The organism is Acinetobacter rathckeae (assembly GCF_015627125.1).
GTDB classification, from domain to species: Bacteria; Pseudomonadota; Gammaproteobacteria; order Pseudomonadales; family Moraxellaceae; genus Acinetobacter; species Acinetobacter rathckeae.
In genome coordinates, this window is the sequence record NZ_VTDO01000004.1 from 238,063 (window position 1) to 256,249 (window position 18,187).

The 18,187-nt window shown below is 38.5% G+C and carries 15 protein-coding genes and 1 pseudogene; 6 read left to right on the top strand and 10 right to left on the bottom strand.

The window, feature by feature from the left end:
• The first annotated feature begins 6 nt into the window (after positions 1-6).
• From I2F31_RS08700 to I2F31_RS08710, 3 genes are all read left to right on the top strand, one after another.
• Positions 7-1,098, top strand: coding sequence for a TniQ family protein (locus tag I2F31_RS08700; RefSeq protein ID WP_195768614.1), 1,092 nt, complete (start codon positions 7-9; stop codon positions 1,096-1,098).
• A gap of 18 nt (positions 1,099-1,116) precedes the next feature.
• Positions 1,117-2,547, top strand: a complete 1,431-nt coding sequence (locus I2F31_RS08705; RefSeq protein WP_195773771.1) for a hypothetical protein — start codon at positions 1,117-1,119, stop codon at positions 2,545-2,547.
• Between the two features lie 181 nt (positions 2,548-2,728).
• A complete protein-coding gene (locus I2F31_RS08710) occupies positions 2,729-3,775 on the top strand; it encodes a GIY-YIG nuclease family protein (protein WP_195768612.1) in 1,047 nt (348 codons plus the stop codon).
• Positions 3,776-3,964: 189 nt separating this feature from the next.
• Here the strand turns inward: I2F31_RS08710 and I2F31_RS08715 are convergent, their stop codons facing one another.
• The gene (locus I2F31_RS08715; RefSeq protein ID WP_323127573.1) at positions 3,965-4,966 is read right to left on the bottom strand and encodes an MBL fold metallo-hydrolase; all 1,002 of its coding nucleotides are present in this window, start codon (positions 4,964-4,966) and stop codon (positions 3,965-3,967) included.
• 191 nt (positions 4,967-5,157) lie between these two features.
• Positions 5,158-6,222, bottom strand: a complete 1,065-nt coding sequence (locus tag I2F31_RS08720; RefSeq protein WP_195768610.1) for an alpha/beta hydrolase — start codon at positions 6,220-6,222, stop codon at positions 5,158-5,160.
• Between the two features lie 327 nt (positions 6,223-6,549).
• Between I2F31_RS08720 and I2F31_RS08725 the strand changes: the two genes are divergently transcribed.
• Complete coding sequence (locus I2F31_RS08725; RefSeq protein WP_195768609.1) at positions 6,550-7,731, top strand: MFS transporter; 1,182 nt, start codon at positions 6,550-6,552, stop codon at positions 7,729-7,731.
• A 21-nt stretch (positions 7,732-7,752) separates the two neighbouring features.
• A complete protein-coding gene (locus I2F31_RS08730) occupies positions 7,753-8,277 on the top strand; it encodes a cyclophilin-like fold protein (protein ID WP_195768608.1) in 525 nt (174 codons plus the stop codon).
• Between the two features lie 56 nt (positions 8,278-8,333).
• Here I2F31_RS08730 and I2F31_RS08735 read toward each other — a convergent pair whose 3' ends face one another.
• Both I2F31_RS08735 and I2F31_RS08740 read right to left on the bottom strand, forming a co-directional pair.
• Positions 8,334-9,380, bottom strand: coding sequence for an NAD(P)-dependent alcohol dehydrogenase (locus I2F31_RS08735; RefSeq protein WP_195768607.1), 1,047 nt, complete (start codon positions 9,378-9,380; stop codon positions 8,334-8,336).
• 127 nt (positions 9,381-9,507) lie between these two features.
• Positions 9,508-10,152 carry an NAD(P)H-binding protein gene (locus I2F31_RS08740; RefSeq protein ID WP_195773773.1) on the bottom strand — a complete coding sequence of 215 codons (645 nt, stop codon included), beginning with the start codon at positions 10,150-10,152 and terminating at the stop codon, positions 9,508-9,510.
• Between the two features lie 151 nt (positions 10,153-10,303).
• On the opposite strand from I2F31_RS08740, the gene I2F31_RS08745 reads away from it, so the two are divergent.
• Positions 10,304-11,200 carry a LysR family transcriptional regulator gene (locus I2F31_RS08745; RefSeq protein ID WP_195768605.1) on the top strand — a complete coding sequence of 299 codons (897 nt, stop codon included), beginning with the start codon at positions 10,304-10,306 and terminating at the stop codon, positions 11,198-11,200.
• A gap of 131 nt (positions 11,201-11,331) precedes the next feature.
• On the opposite strand, the gene I2F31_RS08750 is transcribed toward I2F31_RS08745, so the two are convergent.
• The 6 genes and pseudogenes from I2F31_RS08750 to I2F31_RS13255 form a co-directional block, all read right to left on the bottom strand.
• Positions 11,332-13,164 (bottom strand): hypothetical protein, encoded by a 1,833-nt coding sequence (locus I2F31_RS08750; RefSeq protein WP_195773775.1) that lies wholly within the window; start codon positions 13,162-13,164, stop codon positions 11,332-11,334.
• A 44-nt stretch (positions 13,165-13,208) separates the two neighbouring features.
• The gene (gene cap4, locus I2F31_RS08755; RefSeq protein WP_195773777.1) at positions 13,209-14,603 is read right to left on the bottom strand and encodes a CD-NTase-associated endodeoxyribonuclease Cap4; all 1,395 of its coding nucleotides are present in this window, start codon (positions 14,601-14,603) and stop codon (positions 13,209-13,211) included.
• 2 nt (positions 14,604-14,605) lie between these two features.
• The gene (locus tag I2F31_RS08760; RefSeq protein WP_195768602.1) at positions 14,606-15,067 is read right to left on the bottom strand and encodes a Mov34/MPN/PAD-1 family protein; all 462 of its coding nucleotides are present in this window, start codon (positions 15,065-15,067) and stop codon (positions 14,606-14,608) included.
• A gap of 5 nt (positions 15,068-15,072) precedes the next feature.
• Positions 15,073-16,781, bottom strand: a pseudogene (locus tag I2F31_RS08765) (ThiF family adenylyltransferase).
• Complete coding sequence (locus tag I2F31_RS08770) at positions 16,781-17,794, bottom strand: SMODS domain-containing nucleotidyltransferase (protein WP_195773779.1); 1,014 nt, start codon at positions 17,792-17,794, stop codon at positions 16,781-16,783. The pseudogene I2F31_RS08765 and the gene I2F31_RS08770 overlap by 1 nt, the downstream one beginning before the upstream one ends.
• A gap of 114 nt (positions 17,795-17,908) precedes the next feature.
• Positions 17,909-18,088, bottom strand: a complete 180-nt coding sequence (locus tag I2F31_RS13255) for a hypothetical protein (RefSeq protein WP_213014843.1) — start codon at positions 18,086-18,088, stop codon at positions 17,909-17,911.
• Positions 18,089-18,187: the final 99 nt, after the last annotated feature.

Here is an 18,187-nt window from a genome sequence, read left to right on the forward strand (position 1 = left end):
CTAGGTATGATAGGTACAACAGAAGTCCATTCATGGTTTATCCCCACGACTTTACAGAAAGATGAGGCATTGTCTTCATGGTTGATACGTGCTGCACTCGATAGTGGTTGTGACCCATTAAGTCTAACTGGGGTACTCTGGCCTAAATGGCGAATTTGGTCAGTAGATGTAGATCGAGGTTTAAGCTCAGAGCATTTACGGGCCTTGGTCAATACAACAAAAATTGATGAAAGCCAATTTGATTCAGCTACGCTTAGCAATTTCTTATTTAAATATAACTTGGATAATCGAACCCTTGATTCATGGTATCTGGTATTAGGTACAAGAAACCGCAAGCATCGAGGTGGCTGGCAATATTGTCCTAAGTGTTTGTCTGAGGATGATGTTGCCTATTTCCGTTTGCCTTGGCGCTTTGCCTGGCATACAGGCTGTATGAAACATAATCAGCGTTTACATGATCAGTGTCCGCATTGTCATAATGCCATTCAACCTAGGCGTCTTGAAGCCCCTGATCAGGTTATGACTTGCTGTTCAATATGTAAAAAAAGCTTATTGGAGGTTAATGAACGTTTTATGGATTGTCATGCCTTGGCATTCCAAAAAATCTTTGATCAATTCTTGGAACAAGGCCGTGCAACCTATCAGGATAATTTGATTTCACTAAATGATTGGTTAACGGTGATTAAGTTATTTTCACAATTTATTAGAAAAGTTCTAGCTAGTTCATCAACTGGAAAAGGATGGGCTTTTCTTGAACAACTCAAGATTCAGGTACCCCATTCTGAGCTTATCTCGAATGGATTGGTTATTAGCCAACTTCAAGTTATCGAGAGGGAAAGGCTATTTTCCTGTATTTTTCAATTACTCATCATTCCCCTAGAAATATTTATTGAAACAGCACAATCTTTAAATATGAACAGATCTTCATTTTGGGATAAGAGAAACCAGTTGCCAGCCATATTAAGACCTATTGAAGAACAGTTAGGTTCGGTTTATCGGAATTACCCTCCAAAGAGAGCATTGGTTGATCCCCTGAAACCTAAAAGTAAGGAGGCTGTAATACGAAAGTTTTTGAGATTAAAAAGAAAATTAGGATAACCTTTGGAGGGAAACTCCATGCCTCAGTGTGATGAATGTGGTGATGCGGTTGAAAAGATACATCGATGCTATAAACAGCGAAATTATTGCCATAAATGCTATGTACGAGTTTTTAAAAAACAGGATTGCCCATCATGTGGTAAAAGCTCAAGATTGCACAAAACTGATCAATTGGCTGTTTGCCAAAAATGTGAAACTAACCGTCCCTGTATTCGATGTCAACGTATTGATTACCCTGTAGGCAAAATAACGGAACAAGGACCTGTTTGTAATAGCTGCTCAGTTTATTTTAGAGAGTTTCAAGCTTGTGAACGATGTGGCGTGGCATCACAACGTTTGTCTCGTATCAGCCGTTTTGAGGATAATTTAAGAGTTTGCACAAAGTGTGCAACCCGTGATTACCAGACATGCCAAAGTTGTAGAAGATATAGGTCGGTTGAACAGGATGCTGTGTCAGGCAAAATGCTTTGTAAAAAATGTTCATGCTGTCCACCACTTCAATGTTTAACCTGTCAGCAACAAATTCCTGCTGGATGTGGAAAATATTGTGAATCATGTTCATGGCGAAGAATATTGGGCAATAGGATTAAAGAACTAGTTAATACATTAGTGAATCCAAGTGTTAAAGGTTACTTTGAAGAATATATGAATTGGCTTGATCATGAGGTAGGACCACATAAGGCTGCATTGCTAATTCATAAACACATTCAGTTCTTTGAAAAGACCAATAATCTTTGGAGAGATCAGATCCCAGATTATGTCCCTTTATTACACAGACTAAGAGCAAGCGGTCTACGCAAATATGAGCTACCAATGCGATGGTTAGTTTCAATGTATAAACTAGAAATCAATACTGAATTAAAAGATCAGTGTTCAGAATTGGATCAATTGGAGAGGTTGGTAAAGTCATCCCCAGAATTAACCTTGTCTGCCCAAGTGCTTCAGGAATATGATCAATATTTAAAAAATAAAATGCAACTGGGTAACACCACTCTTCGCTCGACCCGTTTAGCCATGAAACCAGCCTCCGCATTAATGCAATTGGTTAATCAGTCTCGATTAGACTTACCTACGATGTGGCATGTGAAACATTACTTATATCAATCACCAGGACAAGCAGCGGCATTAACAGGCTTTCTTAACTTTCTAAATAAAAATTATGATACTCAGTTGAACTCAACAAGAATGTTGGATAAAGAATCGAAAAATAAAAGTAATTTGAAGAAGTTAGAAAAAGATTTACTAACAATGATGAAAAATCCAACAGAAAATTTTGATGAGTTAACCTGGGTGAGACTGTGTTTGGGATATTTTCATGGATTGGATAAAAACATTTGTAATCGTGTAGATAAAGTTGATATGAATGTTGAAATAGATGGTTTTAACGTCTTGATCAATAATCAGCAATATTGGATACCGAATATGGAGTTTTCCTCAATAAGATTCTAATCCAGAAGTAAGTATCTTCCTCACATGATTTCTGCCTATGAAATAGAAATAAAAATGAGAAAGAATAGTGGGGAAAATATCAATAAATAGGGTGAAAGTTAGACTTACTTGTTATAAACATGGTCTATTTATATTCTATGTTTCATAATTAGAAAAATGGACATCAACTATAGGAAAAGCAATGGATTATAAGTATTACGTTTATGTACATGAAACATTATCAGGTGAAGTATTTTATGTTGGCAAGGGATGTGGTGATAGAGCGTGGCGTAAAGGTCGAGATTTAAATTGGGATTTGTATGTTGAAAAATATCTAAATAATCAATACAACGTTAGAATCGTACTTGATCAATTATCAGAAAACCAAGCATTAGAAGAAGAGGAAAAGCTTTTTTCAAAATATGGTGATCAGTTGGTTAATCGTCAAAATATGAGCCGAAGCTTAAATATGGAAGCTTTAAGTCACCGAAATGAGATTGAGTCCAAGTTAAAGAAAGCTGAGTTAGATGCTGAGTTAGCGACGGAGGTGAATGAAAAGGCTGATCTATTTATAGAAGCATTGAGGTATCACAAATTATTTGCAAACACTATTATTGAAAATGGTTTACTGGCTGAGCTTCTTGCTCTACGCCCTCTGGGTTCTATCCAACTATTAGATAAAGCAGTCCGAGCATTGGTTGCTGCTAATAGACAAGAACAGGCTCAAATTGTTTTTGACCAATATTTTGTTGACTATCCTCATGAAAAAGAACTGACCAAGGTTGCTTTAATTGCCAAAGTCATTGAGCGTGGAACAGTACGATTAACAGAGCAACAAGATTTTGTACCGCCCGAACCCCTGCCACTAGGATGGCAATACGCTAAAGAGCGAAATGAGCAAGTCTTACGTTTAGATCACAAGATGTACGAAACAGATAAATCAGAAAATTATGATCTAGATGTACTTAAAAATCTGATGGATCAGGATATGTCGGCTGCAATGCTGTATGTGAAAAAGTGGATTGTTCAGGATGAAAGAGTTAGACGCAAAGATCCTTTGGATAATGCATTATGGTTGTATTCAGAAGCACGTAAAATTGCCAGTAAGCAGAAGAATCTGCTTGAGGAGTGTTTATTTCAGCAACGATTGACTAATTTACTTAAGGGGCGAAATAAACATTATGAAAAGAATTTAATAACATTAAGAAAACTTGCAGCAAAACTTTCCAAGCAAAAAATGGTGAAATGAAAAGATGACGTATTGCTTAAAAAGCTTAAAGAAACCTTTTTCATAATTGCTAGATAGATATCTAGTTACCTAAAAATATTAAACTCTTTAAATTTCTAGCTGAGGCATTTACTTCATTTTGCGCTGATCTTAGAAAGAAAAACTCAGCTAGAAGACTGTAAATAATATATTCAAGATATGTCTGTTTTTTTATTCATCCCACCACGCTGAAAACTCATTTTTTTGACCATCTAACCAAATTGGTTGTCCAATCTTAGGTGTATATATTGGCAACTTCGCTTTCTCACTGGCTTTAACTGCACGTTTAAAAGGTTCATCCCAAGCATGTGGTGAAAGAGAAAATCGTCCAATATGCATTGGCATCATGGCTTTAGCCTTTAAATCTACCGCTGCCTGTATGGCCTCTTCTGGGTTCATGTGGATGAGTGGCCAACGAGGATCGTATTGCCCGCTATCTAGCATCACTAGGTCAAAACTACCTAACTTGGATGCAATCTGCTGAAAGTGTGGGCCGTAGCCACTGTCACCACCGAAATAAATTTTGTGGTTCGGCGTTTCTAGCGCATAGCTAGCCCATAAGGTTTTATTACGGGTAAAGGTACGCCCTGAATAATGGCGAGCAGGTAAAATATGAATGTTTAGCCCAGTATCAGTTCTCAGGGTATCAAACCAGTCATTTTCATGGATTTTTGATAAGGGATAACCCCAGTATTCAAAATGCGAACCGATACCAAGCGGTACGATGACATTTTTAACCTTATCCTTGAGCTGGGTTACGGTCGCATAGTCCAGATGGTCATAGTGATCGTGGGAAATGAGTAGATAGTCAATCTCAGGAATATCTTTAGCTTTATATAGCGTACTTCCCTTAAATGCTTTCACTAAACATGAGAAAGGTGCAGCATGGTCACTAAGTACAGGATCAATCAGAATACGCTTTCCAGCCAACTGAATATAATAAGCAGAATGCCCTAACCAGATCACTACATCTTGTTGTGGATTCAAAGCCAATAAATTTGTCTTAACAGTTGGAATAGTCTGTGTGGGTACAGTCTGTTGTTTCTTTGCCCAGAAATTATCCCAAAAGATTTTTAGGGTACTTTCTCCATCACTTAGCATAGGAGTTGCGACAGGATAAACAAATTCATCCTGAATATAATGAGGAGATTGCTTGATTCGTTCCAAGCGCACCTGTTCTGGTAATTTTCCGAATTGTGGACGATGTAAAGTGGTACAGGCGGTAAATAGTATGCCTATACCCACTACAATCAAAATAAGGATAGCTTTATATTTTTTTCTCTTCATGGTTGGACAATAATCTGGGCTTCCGATAAAAAAAGCCAAGCTGACTTGAGTCTATTCAACTTGGCTAAATGATGGGCTTACTTTAAGTTTTTAGTAAAGAAGTCAGCTAATTTATCGAAAGGGATTAAATCAACACGGTCATAAAGATCGACGTGTCCAGCACCTTTGACGTAATACAGCTCTTTAGGTTCACCTGCACGCTTATAAGCATCTTCACTGAACTCCTTTGAATGTGCCTGATCACCAGTAATAAATAGCATTGGACGAGGTGAGATGGTTTCTATGTCATTAAATGGATAGAAGTTCATAAACTTGATATTACTCGTCAAAGTTGGATGTGTAGTCAACTCTGGGCTTGAGCCTTTAGGTGTAAATTCACCACGTGGCGTACGGTAAAAGTCATAAAATTCACGTTGAATAGGATGGGTATCGGCAGTGAGTTCATGTACTGTACCACTGGTATACTCTGTTTTACCCCCAGTAAACTCTACATAACGCTGTTGAGCTGCATCAGCAATAAGCTGTTTTCTCTGCTCTAAGGTTTGAGAATGGTTCAATGCATTACGAGCAGCAGAACCCATGTCGTACATGCTGACAGTTGCTATAGCTTTCATCCGTGGATCAATTTTCGCTGCACTAATCACAAAGCTGCCACTACCACAAATCCCTAAAGCGCCAATACGGTTACGGTCAATAAAATCACGGGTTCCCAAATAGTCTACAGATGCACTAAAGGCTTCTGCATAGATATCGGGAGCGACCACATTGCGGGGGTGACCATCACTTTCACCCCAGAATGATTGATCAATTGCAAGCGTTACAAAACCCTGTTCTGCCAACTTTTGGGCATAAAGCATGGAACTTTGTTCCTTAACCGCTCCCATCGGGTGTCCAATGACAATTGCAGGGGCCTTAGCATTTTTCTTGAGATTTTTAGGGATGACCAGATTACCTACAATATTCATGTCGTACTGGTTTTTAAAGGTTACCTTTTGGATAGTGACCTGACTGCTTTGATAAAAATTATTTGCACCGTTTGACATATCTGCCGCCATCGTTGAGGTTGAAGAAAATAAACCAACTGTAGCTGCCAGAGCAGCGGTTAGGGCCACATTAAGAAATTTTTTCATACGAGTTTGCATGATCTCAGCTCCCATATAAGATTTGTTTTAACGAGTTTAGGTATGGAAGAAGTCTAGCTGCTTTAGACGCTTAGGATTAGTCTAAAAAAACAGCATAGACTTATGAGTAATATTCATGAGTGGATAAACTAAGTTTTTTAATTTTTAGATATTAATAGGTTAAGAGTAAATTTCTTATTTGAAAAAATAGGTATTAGAAGCTATTAATCCCATAGCTTTAGAGATCGATTCATGAATTATATACATAACTCTATTCTGTATAATACCCTTATTCCCATGTATGGTTATTTTTATAATTGACGTCTCAATCTTATATCGGGAATAACGATGTCAAGTCCTCTAGAAAAACAAGATCATGTGGAACCACCTGCATATTGGAGTGGTGTTTTTGCAATGACCTTATGCGTTTTTGCATTGATTGCCTCTGAATTTATGCCCGTCAGTTTACTTACTCCGATTGCAGCGGATCTTAAAATTACTGAGGGAATGGCAGGGCAAGGAATTGCCATTTCAGGAGCTTTCGCTGTAGTAACGAGTTTGACAGTCTCCCGCTTGGCAGGAAGCATTAACCGTAAAACCTTATTATTAATTTTAACTGCCATCATGGCTGTGTCAGGTGCAATTGTCGCACTTGCACAAAGCTATACAATCTACATGATTGGACGGGCATTGATCGGTATGGTAATCGGTGGCTTTTGGTCAATGTCGGCGGCGATGGCAATGCGTTTAGTGCCAAGTGAACAAGTTCCTCGTGCATTGGCGATTTTTAATAGTGGTAATGCCTTGGCTATGGTCATTGCTGCACCTTTAGGCAGTTATCTGGGATCAATTATCGGTTGGCGAGGTGCTTTTTTTAGTTTGGTTCCTGTTGCTTTACTAGCATTTATTTGGCAGTGGATCAGTCTGCCATCCATGCAGGTTACATCTGAGCCAACAGAAAAGCGTCCATCAATTGTGGGATTATTACGCAATCCTGTGGTGATGATTGGCATGTTGGCAGTTAGCTTGTTCTTTATGGGGCAATTCTCACTTTATACCTATGTCAGACCATTTCTGGAAACCATCACCCAGGTTAATATTTCGACCTTGTCCCTGATTCTGCTTGGAATTGGAGTGATGGGATTTATTGGCACCAGCGTCATTAATACTTTCCTGAAACGTGGGTTTTATACAACCTTAATCACGATTCCAATCATGATGGCTGTCATTGCAATCAGCTTAATCTTTTTTGGAACATGGCCAATAGTAGTCGCTGTGTTGCTAGGTATCTGGGGATTTTTGGGAACTGCTGCCCCTGTAGGATGGTGGAGCTGGTTAGCCCGTACCTTGCCTAATGATGCTGAAGCTGGTGGTGGTTTAATGGTGGCAGTTGTTCAGCTCGCAATTGCATTGGGTTCGACACTAGGTGGTGTGTTATTTGACCATAGTGGTTATCAGGCGACTTTTGCAGTCAGTGCCATTATTTTAGTGATTTCTGCGATTTTAACTTCACGCTTAACCACGAAGTAAAGATTTTAAGGAAACATAAATATGAATATAAAACATCGAATGAGGGTGATTTTTGTCATGGTTATAGCGGCCATGACAGGATTAAACGTCTGTAGTGAAGAGCAAGGCACAGCAACAAATCTACCTGCAATGAATCAAAATTTAACCCAAATGGAAAGCATGCAAAATACAACGGAATCAATCAGGAAAAAGGAACAACTAAATATGTGGATGACAGCCAACGGACATCGTTTTGAAGTGATTCTTGAGGATAATGTCACGACACAAGCCTTGATTGCACAACTCCCAGTGACCTTGCATCTGGAAGAACTGAATGGCAATGAAAAGCACGGTCAGTTATCAGGTACTTTACCAACAGATGAAAAGCGTCTAGGCATTATTCATAATGGCGACCTTATGCTTTATGGTAATCAAACTTTAGTGGTATTTTATAAAACATTCTCTTCAATATATTCCTATACACAGATCGGTAAATTGAAGCAGCCTGAAGAATTACAGAAAGTATTGGGCAGTGGTAATGTAGGGATCACTTTTAATAAAGATTAAACAATAAAAATCAGCTTATCGACTATAGACAAGCTGATTCTTGTTATGGTTTTTAATCATTCAGTTAAGGTTTGATTATCAATTACAAATCGATATTTGATATCACCTTTCAGCATCCGTTCATAAGCAATATTAATCTCATTGGCAGCAATTAATTCAATATCCGCTACAATATTATGCTCGGCACAGAAATCCAGCATTTCTTGAGTTTCCGCGATACTACCAATCATTGATCCAGCAATTGATCGACGTTTCATGATGAGATTCATGACATTCGGTGACTGATGTGGAGATGCAGGTGCACCAACCAGTGTCAACGTACCGTCTCGCTTTAATAATTGAGTATAAATATCTAGATTATGGGAAGCTGCAACAGTATTTACGATTAAATCAAAACTTCTTTGATGGGTTGCCATCTCGTTTACGTCTTTGGAGATGACAACTTCATCAGCCCCTAGAGCTAAGGCTTCCTGCTTCTTCGATTTTGATGTGGTAAAAGCGACAACATAAGCCCCCATAGCATGAGCCAGCTTAATTCCCATATGTCCCAAGCCACCAATTCCTACGATACCCACTTTTTTACCTGGGCCAGCACTCCAGTGTCGTAATGGAGAATAGGTCGTAATTCCTGCACATAGTAAAGGTGCAACCTCAGCGAGTTGCTGTTCGTTATGCTTGATCTTCAACACATAGTTTTCATTAACCACGATGTCCTGAGAATAGCCGCCCAGCGTATATCCAGGTGCATCTGGGGTAGGAAAGTTATAGGTTCCGATCATGTTGTCACAGTAATTTTCCAGACCCTCTTCACAGTCAGCACAATGACGGCAGCTATCAACAATACAGCCTACACCAACCAAATCGCCTATTTTAAATTTGGAAACATGTTCTCCGATTTCGCTTACTCGCCCAACAATCTCATGACCGGGTACACAGGGATATTGTGTACCTTCCCACTCGGAACGTACCTGATGAATATCAGAATGACAGACACCACAATATGCAATATCAATTTTAATATCATGCTGGCCCACAGCACGACGTTGGATCGTCAATTTTTCTAAAGGTGAGGTGGCTGTAATCGCACCATAGGCGTGGCTCATCTTGAATTCTCTCATGAATATGTTTAAACCATTATGGAAACTTTACGGCAGACAGATAAAGCCCCAAAATCAACATAGTGTTATGAGTAGAATTCATCAATGAACTATTACCATTCAGATATTTGATTTAACGATAGGCTGCTGGTCGATCTCCCTCTGTATTAGGTTGACTAATTCCCAAATTCTCCCCGATATGCAGTTGTGGATTCTCTACAATATTCGCGATAAAACGTCCGAGACTTGCCCGTGAGGTTTCTGTTCCCTTAAAAACTTCCCCTTTTTTCGTTAGTTGGAATTCTTCACTTGATTTGTCCGTAAGCCATACAGGACGTAAAATGGTATATTCCAGAGGAGCATGTTCAATCACTTCAGCGGTTCTTAAATTAGTTGGTCGAGTATATCCAACCACCTGCTTATCCCTGGAGTTAAAAGGTTCAGGCAATTCATCATAAATACCCCCCGCACTGATCGCTATTAAACGTTTGACTCCAAGTTCTCGCATAACCTTGACGATATTTTCGGTTTTAACATCCAAATCCATACCTCCCAAGGTGCTGATCACAATGTCCTGTCTCTGGATGGCAGCTCTAAGATCATCCATATTTATGGCATCTCCCTCCAATATGTTGATCTGTTTATCGTCATGGACAGTATGAAGCTTACTTGCCTGACGAATAAATAAACTCAGTTGTACATTCGATTGTTTGATCAATCGTGAAATGATTTGTTGTGCTGTAAGACCATTTGCACCTATCACGATCACTTTTTTCATTTCAACTTATCCATTAAATTTATATTGTTACTAGTATAAGAATGGAAAAAGAGAAGATTAAGGACTTAAAATGGAATAGAGTCATGAACAAAACTAATCAATAAGTTCTATACTGATTTCAAGCGCAATTTAAAATAGGGATAAATGCATTGTGATTTCAAAAGAAAATTACAACGATCTTTATGCTTTCCTGATGGTGACACGGGAGGGTAGTTTTACCAAGGCAGCAGGAAAATTGGGGGTTTCTCAATCTGCCTTGAGCCATACGATCCGAGGTCTTGAAGAACGATTGGGGATGCTTTTGCTCACCCGAACCACCCGTAGCGTTTCACCCACTGAAGCTGGAGAGCGGTTAAGACAAACTATTAGTTCCAGCTTTGACCATATTGATAATGAGCTTTCATTACTTACCAAACTGAGGGACAGCCCTGCGGGAACTGTAAGAATTAACGCCAGTAGCCATGCAATCCGTCAAATTTTATTGCCTAAATTACAAAAGCTGACCCAGCTTTATCCCGACATCAATATCGAGTTAACAGCGAATAGTGGTATGGTGGATATCGTGGCAGAACGCTTTGATGCAGGTGTCCGTTTTGGTAGTCGAGTTGCTGAGGGAATGATCGCTGTTCGAATTGGTCCAGGTGTTAGAATGGCTGTCGTTGCAACACCTGAATATTTTGAAAAAAATGGTAGACCGCAAACTCCTCAAGACTTATACAATCATTCATGCATTGGCTTTCGATTAATGACTCAGGGAGGAATATATGTCTGGGAATTTGAACATGAGGGGTTGCAGGTTAAAATTAAAATAAATGGGCAATGGGTCTTTAACGAGTCTTATCATAGTGTGGATGCGGTGCGCTTAGGTTTGGGAATAGCTTATATTCCTGAGGACATGATTGAGGATGATCTGCTAAGTGGTCGTTTGATCAAGGTACTTGAACCATATAGTATTCAATTTCAAGGATATCATTTGTATTATCCACATCGACGTCAACAATCTCCAGCATTGAAGTTGGTCATAGATGCTTTAAGATTTAGTGGATAGACAAAAAATTAATCTTTCTAATAAAGTCATATACTAAAATTTGGGGGAGATCATGGAATTGTTGCAAATACAATTAAAAACACGTATTAAATTCTCATGCTTTATATAGAATAAATATATTTATTTTACTTTCACATTTTATGTTCCTTATCCTCTTTTAAATTGATATTCGTAATTCCAATTTTTCTAAGAGCGTTTAGCAATGTTGATTCACCCTCTGACAAACTAGCAGATTTTGAATGTCTAAAAACAAATAACTGGGTAACCATATTGGAACCCAAGAGAGTTGTTGTATAAGAGCCTTCAGATAAAGGTAAGCTCTCCATGAGATCAGAAATATACTGTTCAAATTGTTCTAGGGTTCTTGACCTAAATATTACTCCAGCATGCCCACGTTCCTTTAGGACGCTTTCTCCATCTACAGTTGAAACATAAGTCGCTGGTTGTATATCGAAAATATAAACTGGTGGGTAATTTATAAGAGATAATCGAATGACTAATGCCCCACGGAGTGCTGTCTTGGATGAATCAGCGTAACACCAGTTTATATGAGCTTGTTCTTCTGAACTTGTAATAAAGGCCATAAGAGTTGGTTTATCATCGTAATCAAATTCTTCCTCAAAAGTGTAATAGTGTACTGCATTGACAATACTGCGATTTAATCTGCGTGCTTTTAAGCAAGCATTCCAAAGGCCCATAATTCTTCCATGATCTGGAGCTTCAAACTCCGTTGCCTTATCTTCATCAGTAGTCGGCTTGATTTGGGAGTTGAGAACGTCTTTAGAGCTATCTGGTTGCCCTGTACCAATTGTATTTGTTTCCTTTGTATTTTTCTTTCTTTGTGGTTGGGTGATGGTTTTTTCATATTTTGTTTTACTTTTCTCTCCTACTGGTCCTGTTCCTAACCAGGTAAATTCATGACCTAAAATAACTGATTGTGATAATGGTTTGCGCCCTCCTTGGTCTTCAGATACGTTAATCTGGCCAGGACCTAGTTGCAATTGAGGAGGATTGGGTGAGTTAACATCTACAGGTTTCTTAACGCGGTGAATTACTTTTGGAACGCGTCTGATGAATGTTTGATCAGGTAATTCTATTCCAAGAATAGTTAAGGCTAAAAAGGCATTAGTGTCAGGGAGACAGAAACCTGAAACCCTAATTTTTCTCGTTTCCTCATGCCATGGCATTACTTTAGGGTATATATGGTTTCTTTGAGTAAAATCATCATGTTTTGCAATACTGCTAAATAAGATCCTTACGGCATCCTGGGTATATTCGCTGTATTTATAGTAGGCAATAAATACATGATCATCTGATGTGAGGCTATCACCAATAAGGATCGTCCAGGTATTTTCTTCTTCTGGATGAGGTGTGTAGAGCCGTTCATGTCTTTCGGCCTCATCATATGTTGGCAGAATTCTAGGAAGTTCTGTAGAGAGACCATATCCTCTTACCAGAAACTCAAAACAAGGTACGAGAAGCTCCTTATATTCCTGATCCTTTAAGGAGAAAGAAATACAATTCTCACGTTGGCCTGGGTTAATATAAAATTTATTCCTATCTGAGAAGAAATGATCTATTTTCCCTGTCTTTTCGTCTCGCTTATATGTTTGAACATAGGTATGTTTAAAATCCGTATGGTCAATATCAAACTCCCGTATTTCTAAGGGAAGATAATCAACCAATCGTTCATGATGCCAAACTGTGCCAATGGGCCAAGACACTAAATCTGTTATATTGGCATCAATAAAAATAAAATTATCTGTGGGTGTGTAATCTTCCAGAAGTTCCCTAAAAGCAATATGAACTTTAGGTTGGGTATTTCTACGTTCAGCTTTTGCTAACGCCCCATACCACCACACCATTAAGAACTTTTCAGCATTGGATTCAAGAACTTTGAATGCGGGTGATTTTTTTTTATCTGAAGAGTTATCAGTATTTTCTTCATTAGAATGATTGTTCATGATCAACCTCTCTATTGGTAATATTATCGACTAGTCAATTCTTCTTATAAGTTCAGTTCGGCTGTAGGGATATATTGCCCATCTACCCAATCGTAAAGCTGGATATCGCAAATACCATTCAAGCGATGTCCCAAGACCATTGCAAAAACTGAGGGTGCTTTAATAAAGAGGTGTAATTTAGATAACTTATTTTTGGATTTAAATGAAACTAAAGCAGATTTTGCCTCTCTCACAGCAAGATTTAGAGTCTCCATATTATCAATGGCATGGGAGCTTTCTATATTCAATCTAGGCAAGCTCTTTACTTCATTAATTGTAGAGTCAATGTCTTTACCTATAGCTGTAGGAAATCCGATAGTGACTATGGCTTCACTTTCATCCTGTCGTTCAACAGCGTCGATTTTAGTAAAAAATTGTCCCTCTTTTTGTTTATGGTCATCAGTGCGATATGCGAGGCCATTATGTTCTATTTCAAGTAGGAAATTACGTGTGGCACTAAAAATATAGCCAAGCATACATGCAGTGGACATTCTTTGTTTACCATCTATAAGGAGGGTTCTACGGTCACCACTGCTATGAATGAAATCCCCAATCGATACTGCTTTTTTGATTAGGCTGTTCCAGTCGCTGGAGGTTTTTTGAGCACGATCAGGACCATTGAAATCACTAATATCTAAGTTTAAGTCTTGATACTGACTGGATGATGCTGAAAGATTAATTTTAATAGGATCTAATAGCCACTGGCTTCTATCTTCTTCAAGAGCATGGCAAATAAAATTTTCAAAGTCTTTGCGATATATTGGACCAAAAGAAGAACGAGAAATCAGGTTTTTAAACTGATCTCTTAACTGTTTGGCTTTACGTGTAGTGAGTTCAATATTGGATAATTTCTCTTCAATTTCGCCTATAAATATAGAGTCACTATCTTCAGCATTGAAAGACAGGAAATCAACATGATCAAGTGCGAACTCAGCAAGTGAGGTTTCGAATCCCTTATCGCTACACCACTGAATAATATCCTGACGACTTTTTTGTAAAATCACAGAGTCTGCACTGTATGAAGAACCAACACCTCTAATTCTCTCAATTTGGGCAAGAAATGGGTGAAGTGTAGAGGTATAGAGTGGGCATACTAAACCAAAGCGAGTATATTCACTTGATGGAATATCAAAAGCCTCCTTGAAGCGCTTAATTTCTTTCCAAAAATCTGTAGAAGTCAGCGGATGATTTTTGGCTTCATACATGACACGCTGTAACTCGTTTTCTGAAGAGAAGTAGCAAACCTCGACATCACCTATTGATTCACTCACAATGTGGCTAAAAGCACTTTCAGATAGCCAGAGAGGCAAGTTCTTTAATACAAAAGCATCCTGATACTCAAACCCTACTCGTGCAATTGCACCACCAGTTGATTGTTTTTCTAACAGACTTGCAATCATTATTATCTCTCTAAATTTAGGGTGGATGGGTAACAGGAACCATCTGGTAGGTAGGTGTGGGCACTGCCCTCAAGATGATTGTTTTTTAAATGAAAAATCAGTAAGACTACAAAATTTGCACCCACTTTGGGATCGGACACCAATTCCCTCATGGTGTGATGGTCTTTACTGCTGGGTTGTACACTAAAGAGAGGATGGCTATGCCATTCACCTAAATAGTTAAATTTTTTATAATTATTGTTTGTTGATTTATGAAAAAGGCGAATTGCTTTAATAGCATCCGTAATTCCACGTACAAAGGATGCTATCGTTCCACTCTTTTGGACAGTTAATGAGCTAACTCTAAAATGGTTTGTACCTATATGCTCACCCATTAAAACACCGCCACATTCGTGGGTTCCAGACTTCAACAGGGCTTTTATCAGTAAAATTTGTATATCAGTAGGAATGGATATTTTCAGCATTAGTATTAACCTTTCATCGGTTCAGGCTCTTCAATAGAGTTGTCATTTTCACTTTCAGATATCTGTTTATCCGTAGGAGATTCTGTTACTAACGCACCTGAACAATCGATAGGATGGGTATCAAAAGGACATTGAAATATCCAATATTTACGGAACCCTATTAAATATGCTGAATATGGATAAGAGGATTGCTCATCAATTGTACATAAAGTATCTAATATGAACTGAGTCATAGACGCTGCAAGAGCCGTTACATCTGCATCTGATGCAATATATGTTTGGTTTTGTGTTTGAAAGCCGTAATTATTAACTTTGCCTTCTGGGATTGGTTTTAACGTTTGTAAGACACCATAAATATGATTGCGAAGCTCTAAAGGTGAGGCATCTAACGTTGGGCGACTACGAGCCATCATTGCTCCACCACCACCACCAAAGATTTCACCCCATACCATTGGTATATGTTTTCTTTTAGCAATCGCAGCTAAGGTTAGAAATGTATGTGAGCTTGCTGTCGCATCAATAATCAGATTACATGTACCAATGGCATTAGCAATATTGGAATTTAAATGAGGATTTTCCTGTCCACCAATTTGCATTTCATACGTTTCAACTTGCATGTCTAATGCAGTTCGTTTTAATGCTCTTTCAACAGCATGGGTTTTAGCAAAGCCAACATCTAACCAGTTGAGTTCATTACGGACAAGATTCTGGGGTGCCAGAATATCATCATCAATAAGTAGAAAGTTTTTACAGCCAGACCGTGCCAGTGAAATTGCAATTTTACTTCCTAACGATCCAAGACCAACAATTACTATCTTTGCATCATTGATATTGCTAAATTGTGCTGGCAATCTTTGATTCTGATCATCATGTAGATTAATAGCTGGATAACTTACGAAAAGTGGTGCTGTATTATTAATTAAGAATAGTTCCAAGTTACCTTTTAAGTCATATAACAATAGAGGCTTTATGGAACTTGTGAATTCCTCCTGAGTAGGCCATAAATTGCCTAAAAAGGATTCTAACGAAAGTCGATCATTTACAGATTCCTTTAATAAAGGAACAGAATCAACTCTTATTGCCCATCCAGACAATTCAAATCTTTCATTAGAAAATGATGGGACGATGTCAGGTAGAGGTTTGTTCTGAATATTTGTTGGAACAATAACAGTCTTGTCCCGAAAGCTTGAGATGGCAACCTTAAAGTCCATTTTTTCAGGGTCACTATTTAAGAGTATGTGACGTAACATTGGTGTTTCAATGAACCTTTCTGAAATACCTCTTAATTTTTGACCTATTGTTTCAGAATGCCTAGAGGGCACAGGTTCTACATCCATCTCCAAGTCATTGCGTCTGTTAATAAAAGAATCTGGGCACTTCTAATTAGTTCCACTCCACTGATATTGGTATTCCAATTATCTGGACCGTATTCTAGACACAGCACTCCTGAGCCACCGTACTGGTGCAAGATACTCCATCTTTCACCAGATTTTTGTGGGCGTATATATGCTGGTAGCTCTGGGAAAAGCTCTGGATATACTAAAACACCATTAAAATCTATAGTTCCTATCTTGAGAGAGAAGTTTAAATGCAGTTCATTAGTGTCTGTTGAGTTCCACTCCTGAATCTTAAAACTGTTTTCCTCATTTTCAAGATCGGTCAATAACTGCCGTTCTTGAATCAAGCGTTCTAATGGTGTTTTTAGCAGTTCCATTACGCAAAGCCTCCTGATTTATTTGGATAAACAGGGGTTGATGGAAATGTTAATCCTGCACCTAAAGCTGAACGGATTAAAGAGCTGGCCATATCAGCAGAATTTGCACTTTTGTGTGATGCCGAACGAGGAAAACGATTACCCAAGACCTGCCGCCATAGAGCTAATGCTTTATCATCATCTGTTTCATTTAAGGCATTTCGTGCAATAGCAGCTTGTTCTTTTACCTTTTCATAAAAGGTTTTGAACTCATCTGCTGTGACCGCAGAAAAAACATTATTGCCTGCAACACCAGGATCTTCTAAATGTGGAATTATGCCTAGTGACGCATAAATCCCATAAGAATCCCTGATTGTTTCTAAAAGATAAACAAACAACTTTTCATAGTTGGATTCGTAGTAATTCATATGCTTGGCAACCAGGCATTCTAAAATGAATCCTTTTGGTCGTTTTAAATCAGATAAGTTCTCACGACGCCACCATTTAAATAGCTTCACAAGAGGCTTAAATCGACCATTGGCATTTTTATTCACCTCAACAGTCCACTCGGTATGGGCTGGAGGGTTGGTAACTAGCCATTCTTCAAGATGAATGTCTGGAATCAGATAGCCACCATATCCATCTGAAATGATAGGGACAACATCCATATCAACTTTTTTCAACTTAACATTTACTGAACGACGGTTAACGGTAAGATCGGTATATCCAATATCCTTTAATGCTGTATGGACTGCATCTAAGACAATTTGGGGATCATCGTTAATTGTATGGTTGGTGCGAGCAATAATATCTACATCTGGTCTTTGTGTAATCCCGCCTATGGTGGTCGGACGTACTGCCGTATTTCTTTTATAAGAACCTGATAAGAATGTATGCACATGTACTTTGCTGAATTCATTATGCACTTTTAAAGCATCACGAAGCGTATTATGTGCGCTTGAACAATCATTAACCGTTGTTGTAGATGGTTCAATATCGGAAAGTAGGTCGAGAAACTGCTGCTGAGTTGTCATAATTCTCTCTGAGCCCATGTATTAAAATGGGGCATAAAATTAAGTGCGATCAGAAAAATTAAGTAACCTACTGCTGTGAACTTTGATGCACAGCAGTAGGTTATTTAACCTCGTTTACGATATTGAGTTTGAGTTATCAGGATCATCCGATTTTTTATTACGGATAGCACCCTTTTCTTCTTTCAATGGCCGAGTTCTGGGAAATTTAAAATATCCAGTTGGATGGACAATAATTTTTCCAGATTTATGGCGATAAGATTTACAAAACACGAAGTCTTGATTTTCGGTAGGCATTGTTAGCCCTCCTATTTTGGCGGCTCGTTTTTCAGGGCGCATACCAAAATAAGCGGGTAAATCTTGAGATTTACGGGCCTAAATGTTAGAATGGGGTTC

What these genes read in the sequence shown, in the direction of transcription:
- I2F31_RS08700 (WP_195768614.1), top strand. Translation starts at nt 7, where the DNA reads ATGATAGGTACAACAGAAGTCCATTCATGGTTTATCCCCACGACTTTA.
- I2F31_RS08705 (WP_195773771.1), top strand. Translation starts at nt 1,117, where the DNA reads ATGCCTCAGTGTGATGAATGTGGTGATGCGGTTGAAAAGATACATCGA.
- I2F31_RS08710 (WP_195768612.1), top strand. Translation starts at nt 2,729, where the DNA reads ATGGATTATAAGTATTACGTTTATGTACATGAAACATTATCAGGTGAA.
- I2F31_RS08720 (WP_195768610.1), bottom strand. Translation starts at nt 6,222, where the DNA reads ATGCAAACTCGTATGAAAAAATTTCTTAATGTGGCCCTAACCGCTGCT.
- I2F31_RS08725 (WP_195768609.1), top strand. Translation starts at nt 6,550, where the DNA reads ATGTCAAGTCCTCTAGAAAAACAAGATCATGTGGAACCACCTGCATAT.
- I2F31_RS08730 (WP_195768608.1), top strand. Translation starts at nt 7,753, where the DNA reads ATGAATATAAAACATCGAATGAGGGTGATTTTTGTCATGGTTATAGCG.
- I2F31_RS08735 (WP_195768607.1), bottom strand. Translation starts at nt 9,380, where the DNA reads ATGAGCCACGCCTATGGTGCGATTACAGCCACCTCACCTTTAGAAAAA.
- I2F31_RS08740 (WP_195773773.1), bottom strand. Translation starts at nt 10,152, where the DNA reads ATGAAAAAAGTGATCGTGATAGGTGCAAATGGTCTTACAGCACAACAA.
- I2F31_RS08750 (WP_195773775.1), bottom strand. Translation starts at nt 13,164, where the DNA reads ATGAACAATCATTCTAATGAAGAAAATACTGATAACTCTTCAGATAAA.
- cap4 (WP_195773777.1), bottom strand. Translation starts at nt 14,603, where the DNA reads ATGATTGCAAGTCTGTTAGAAAAACAATCAACTGGTGGTGCAATTGCA.
- I2F31_RS08760 (WP_195768602.1), bottom strand. Translation starts at nt 15,067, where the DNA reads ATGCTGAAAATATCCATTCCTACTGATATACAAATTTTACTGATAAAA.
- I2F31_RS08770 (WP_195773779.1), bottom strand. Translation starts at nt 17,794, where the DNA reads ATGACAACTCAGCAGCAGTTTCTCGACCTACTTTCCGATATTGAACCA.
- I2F31_RS13255 (WP_213014843.1), bottom strand. Translation starts at nt 18,088, where the DNA reads ATGCCTACCGAAAATCAAGACTTCGTGTTTTGTAAATCTTATCGCCAT.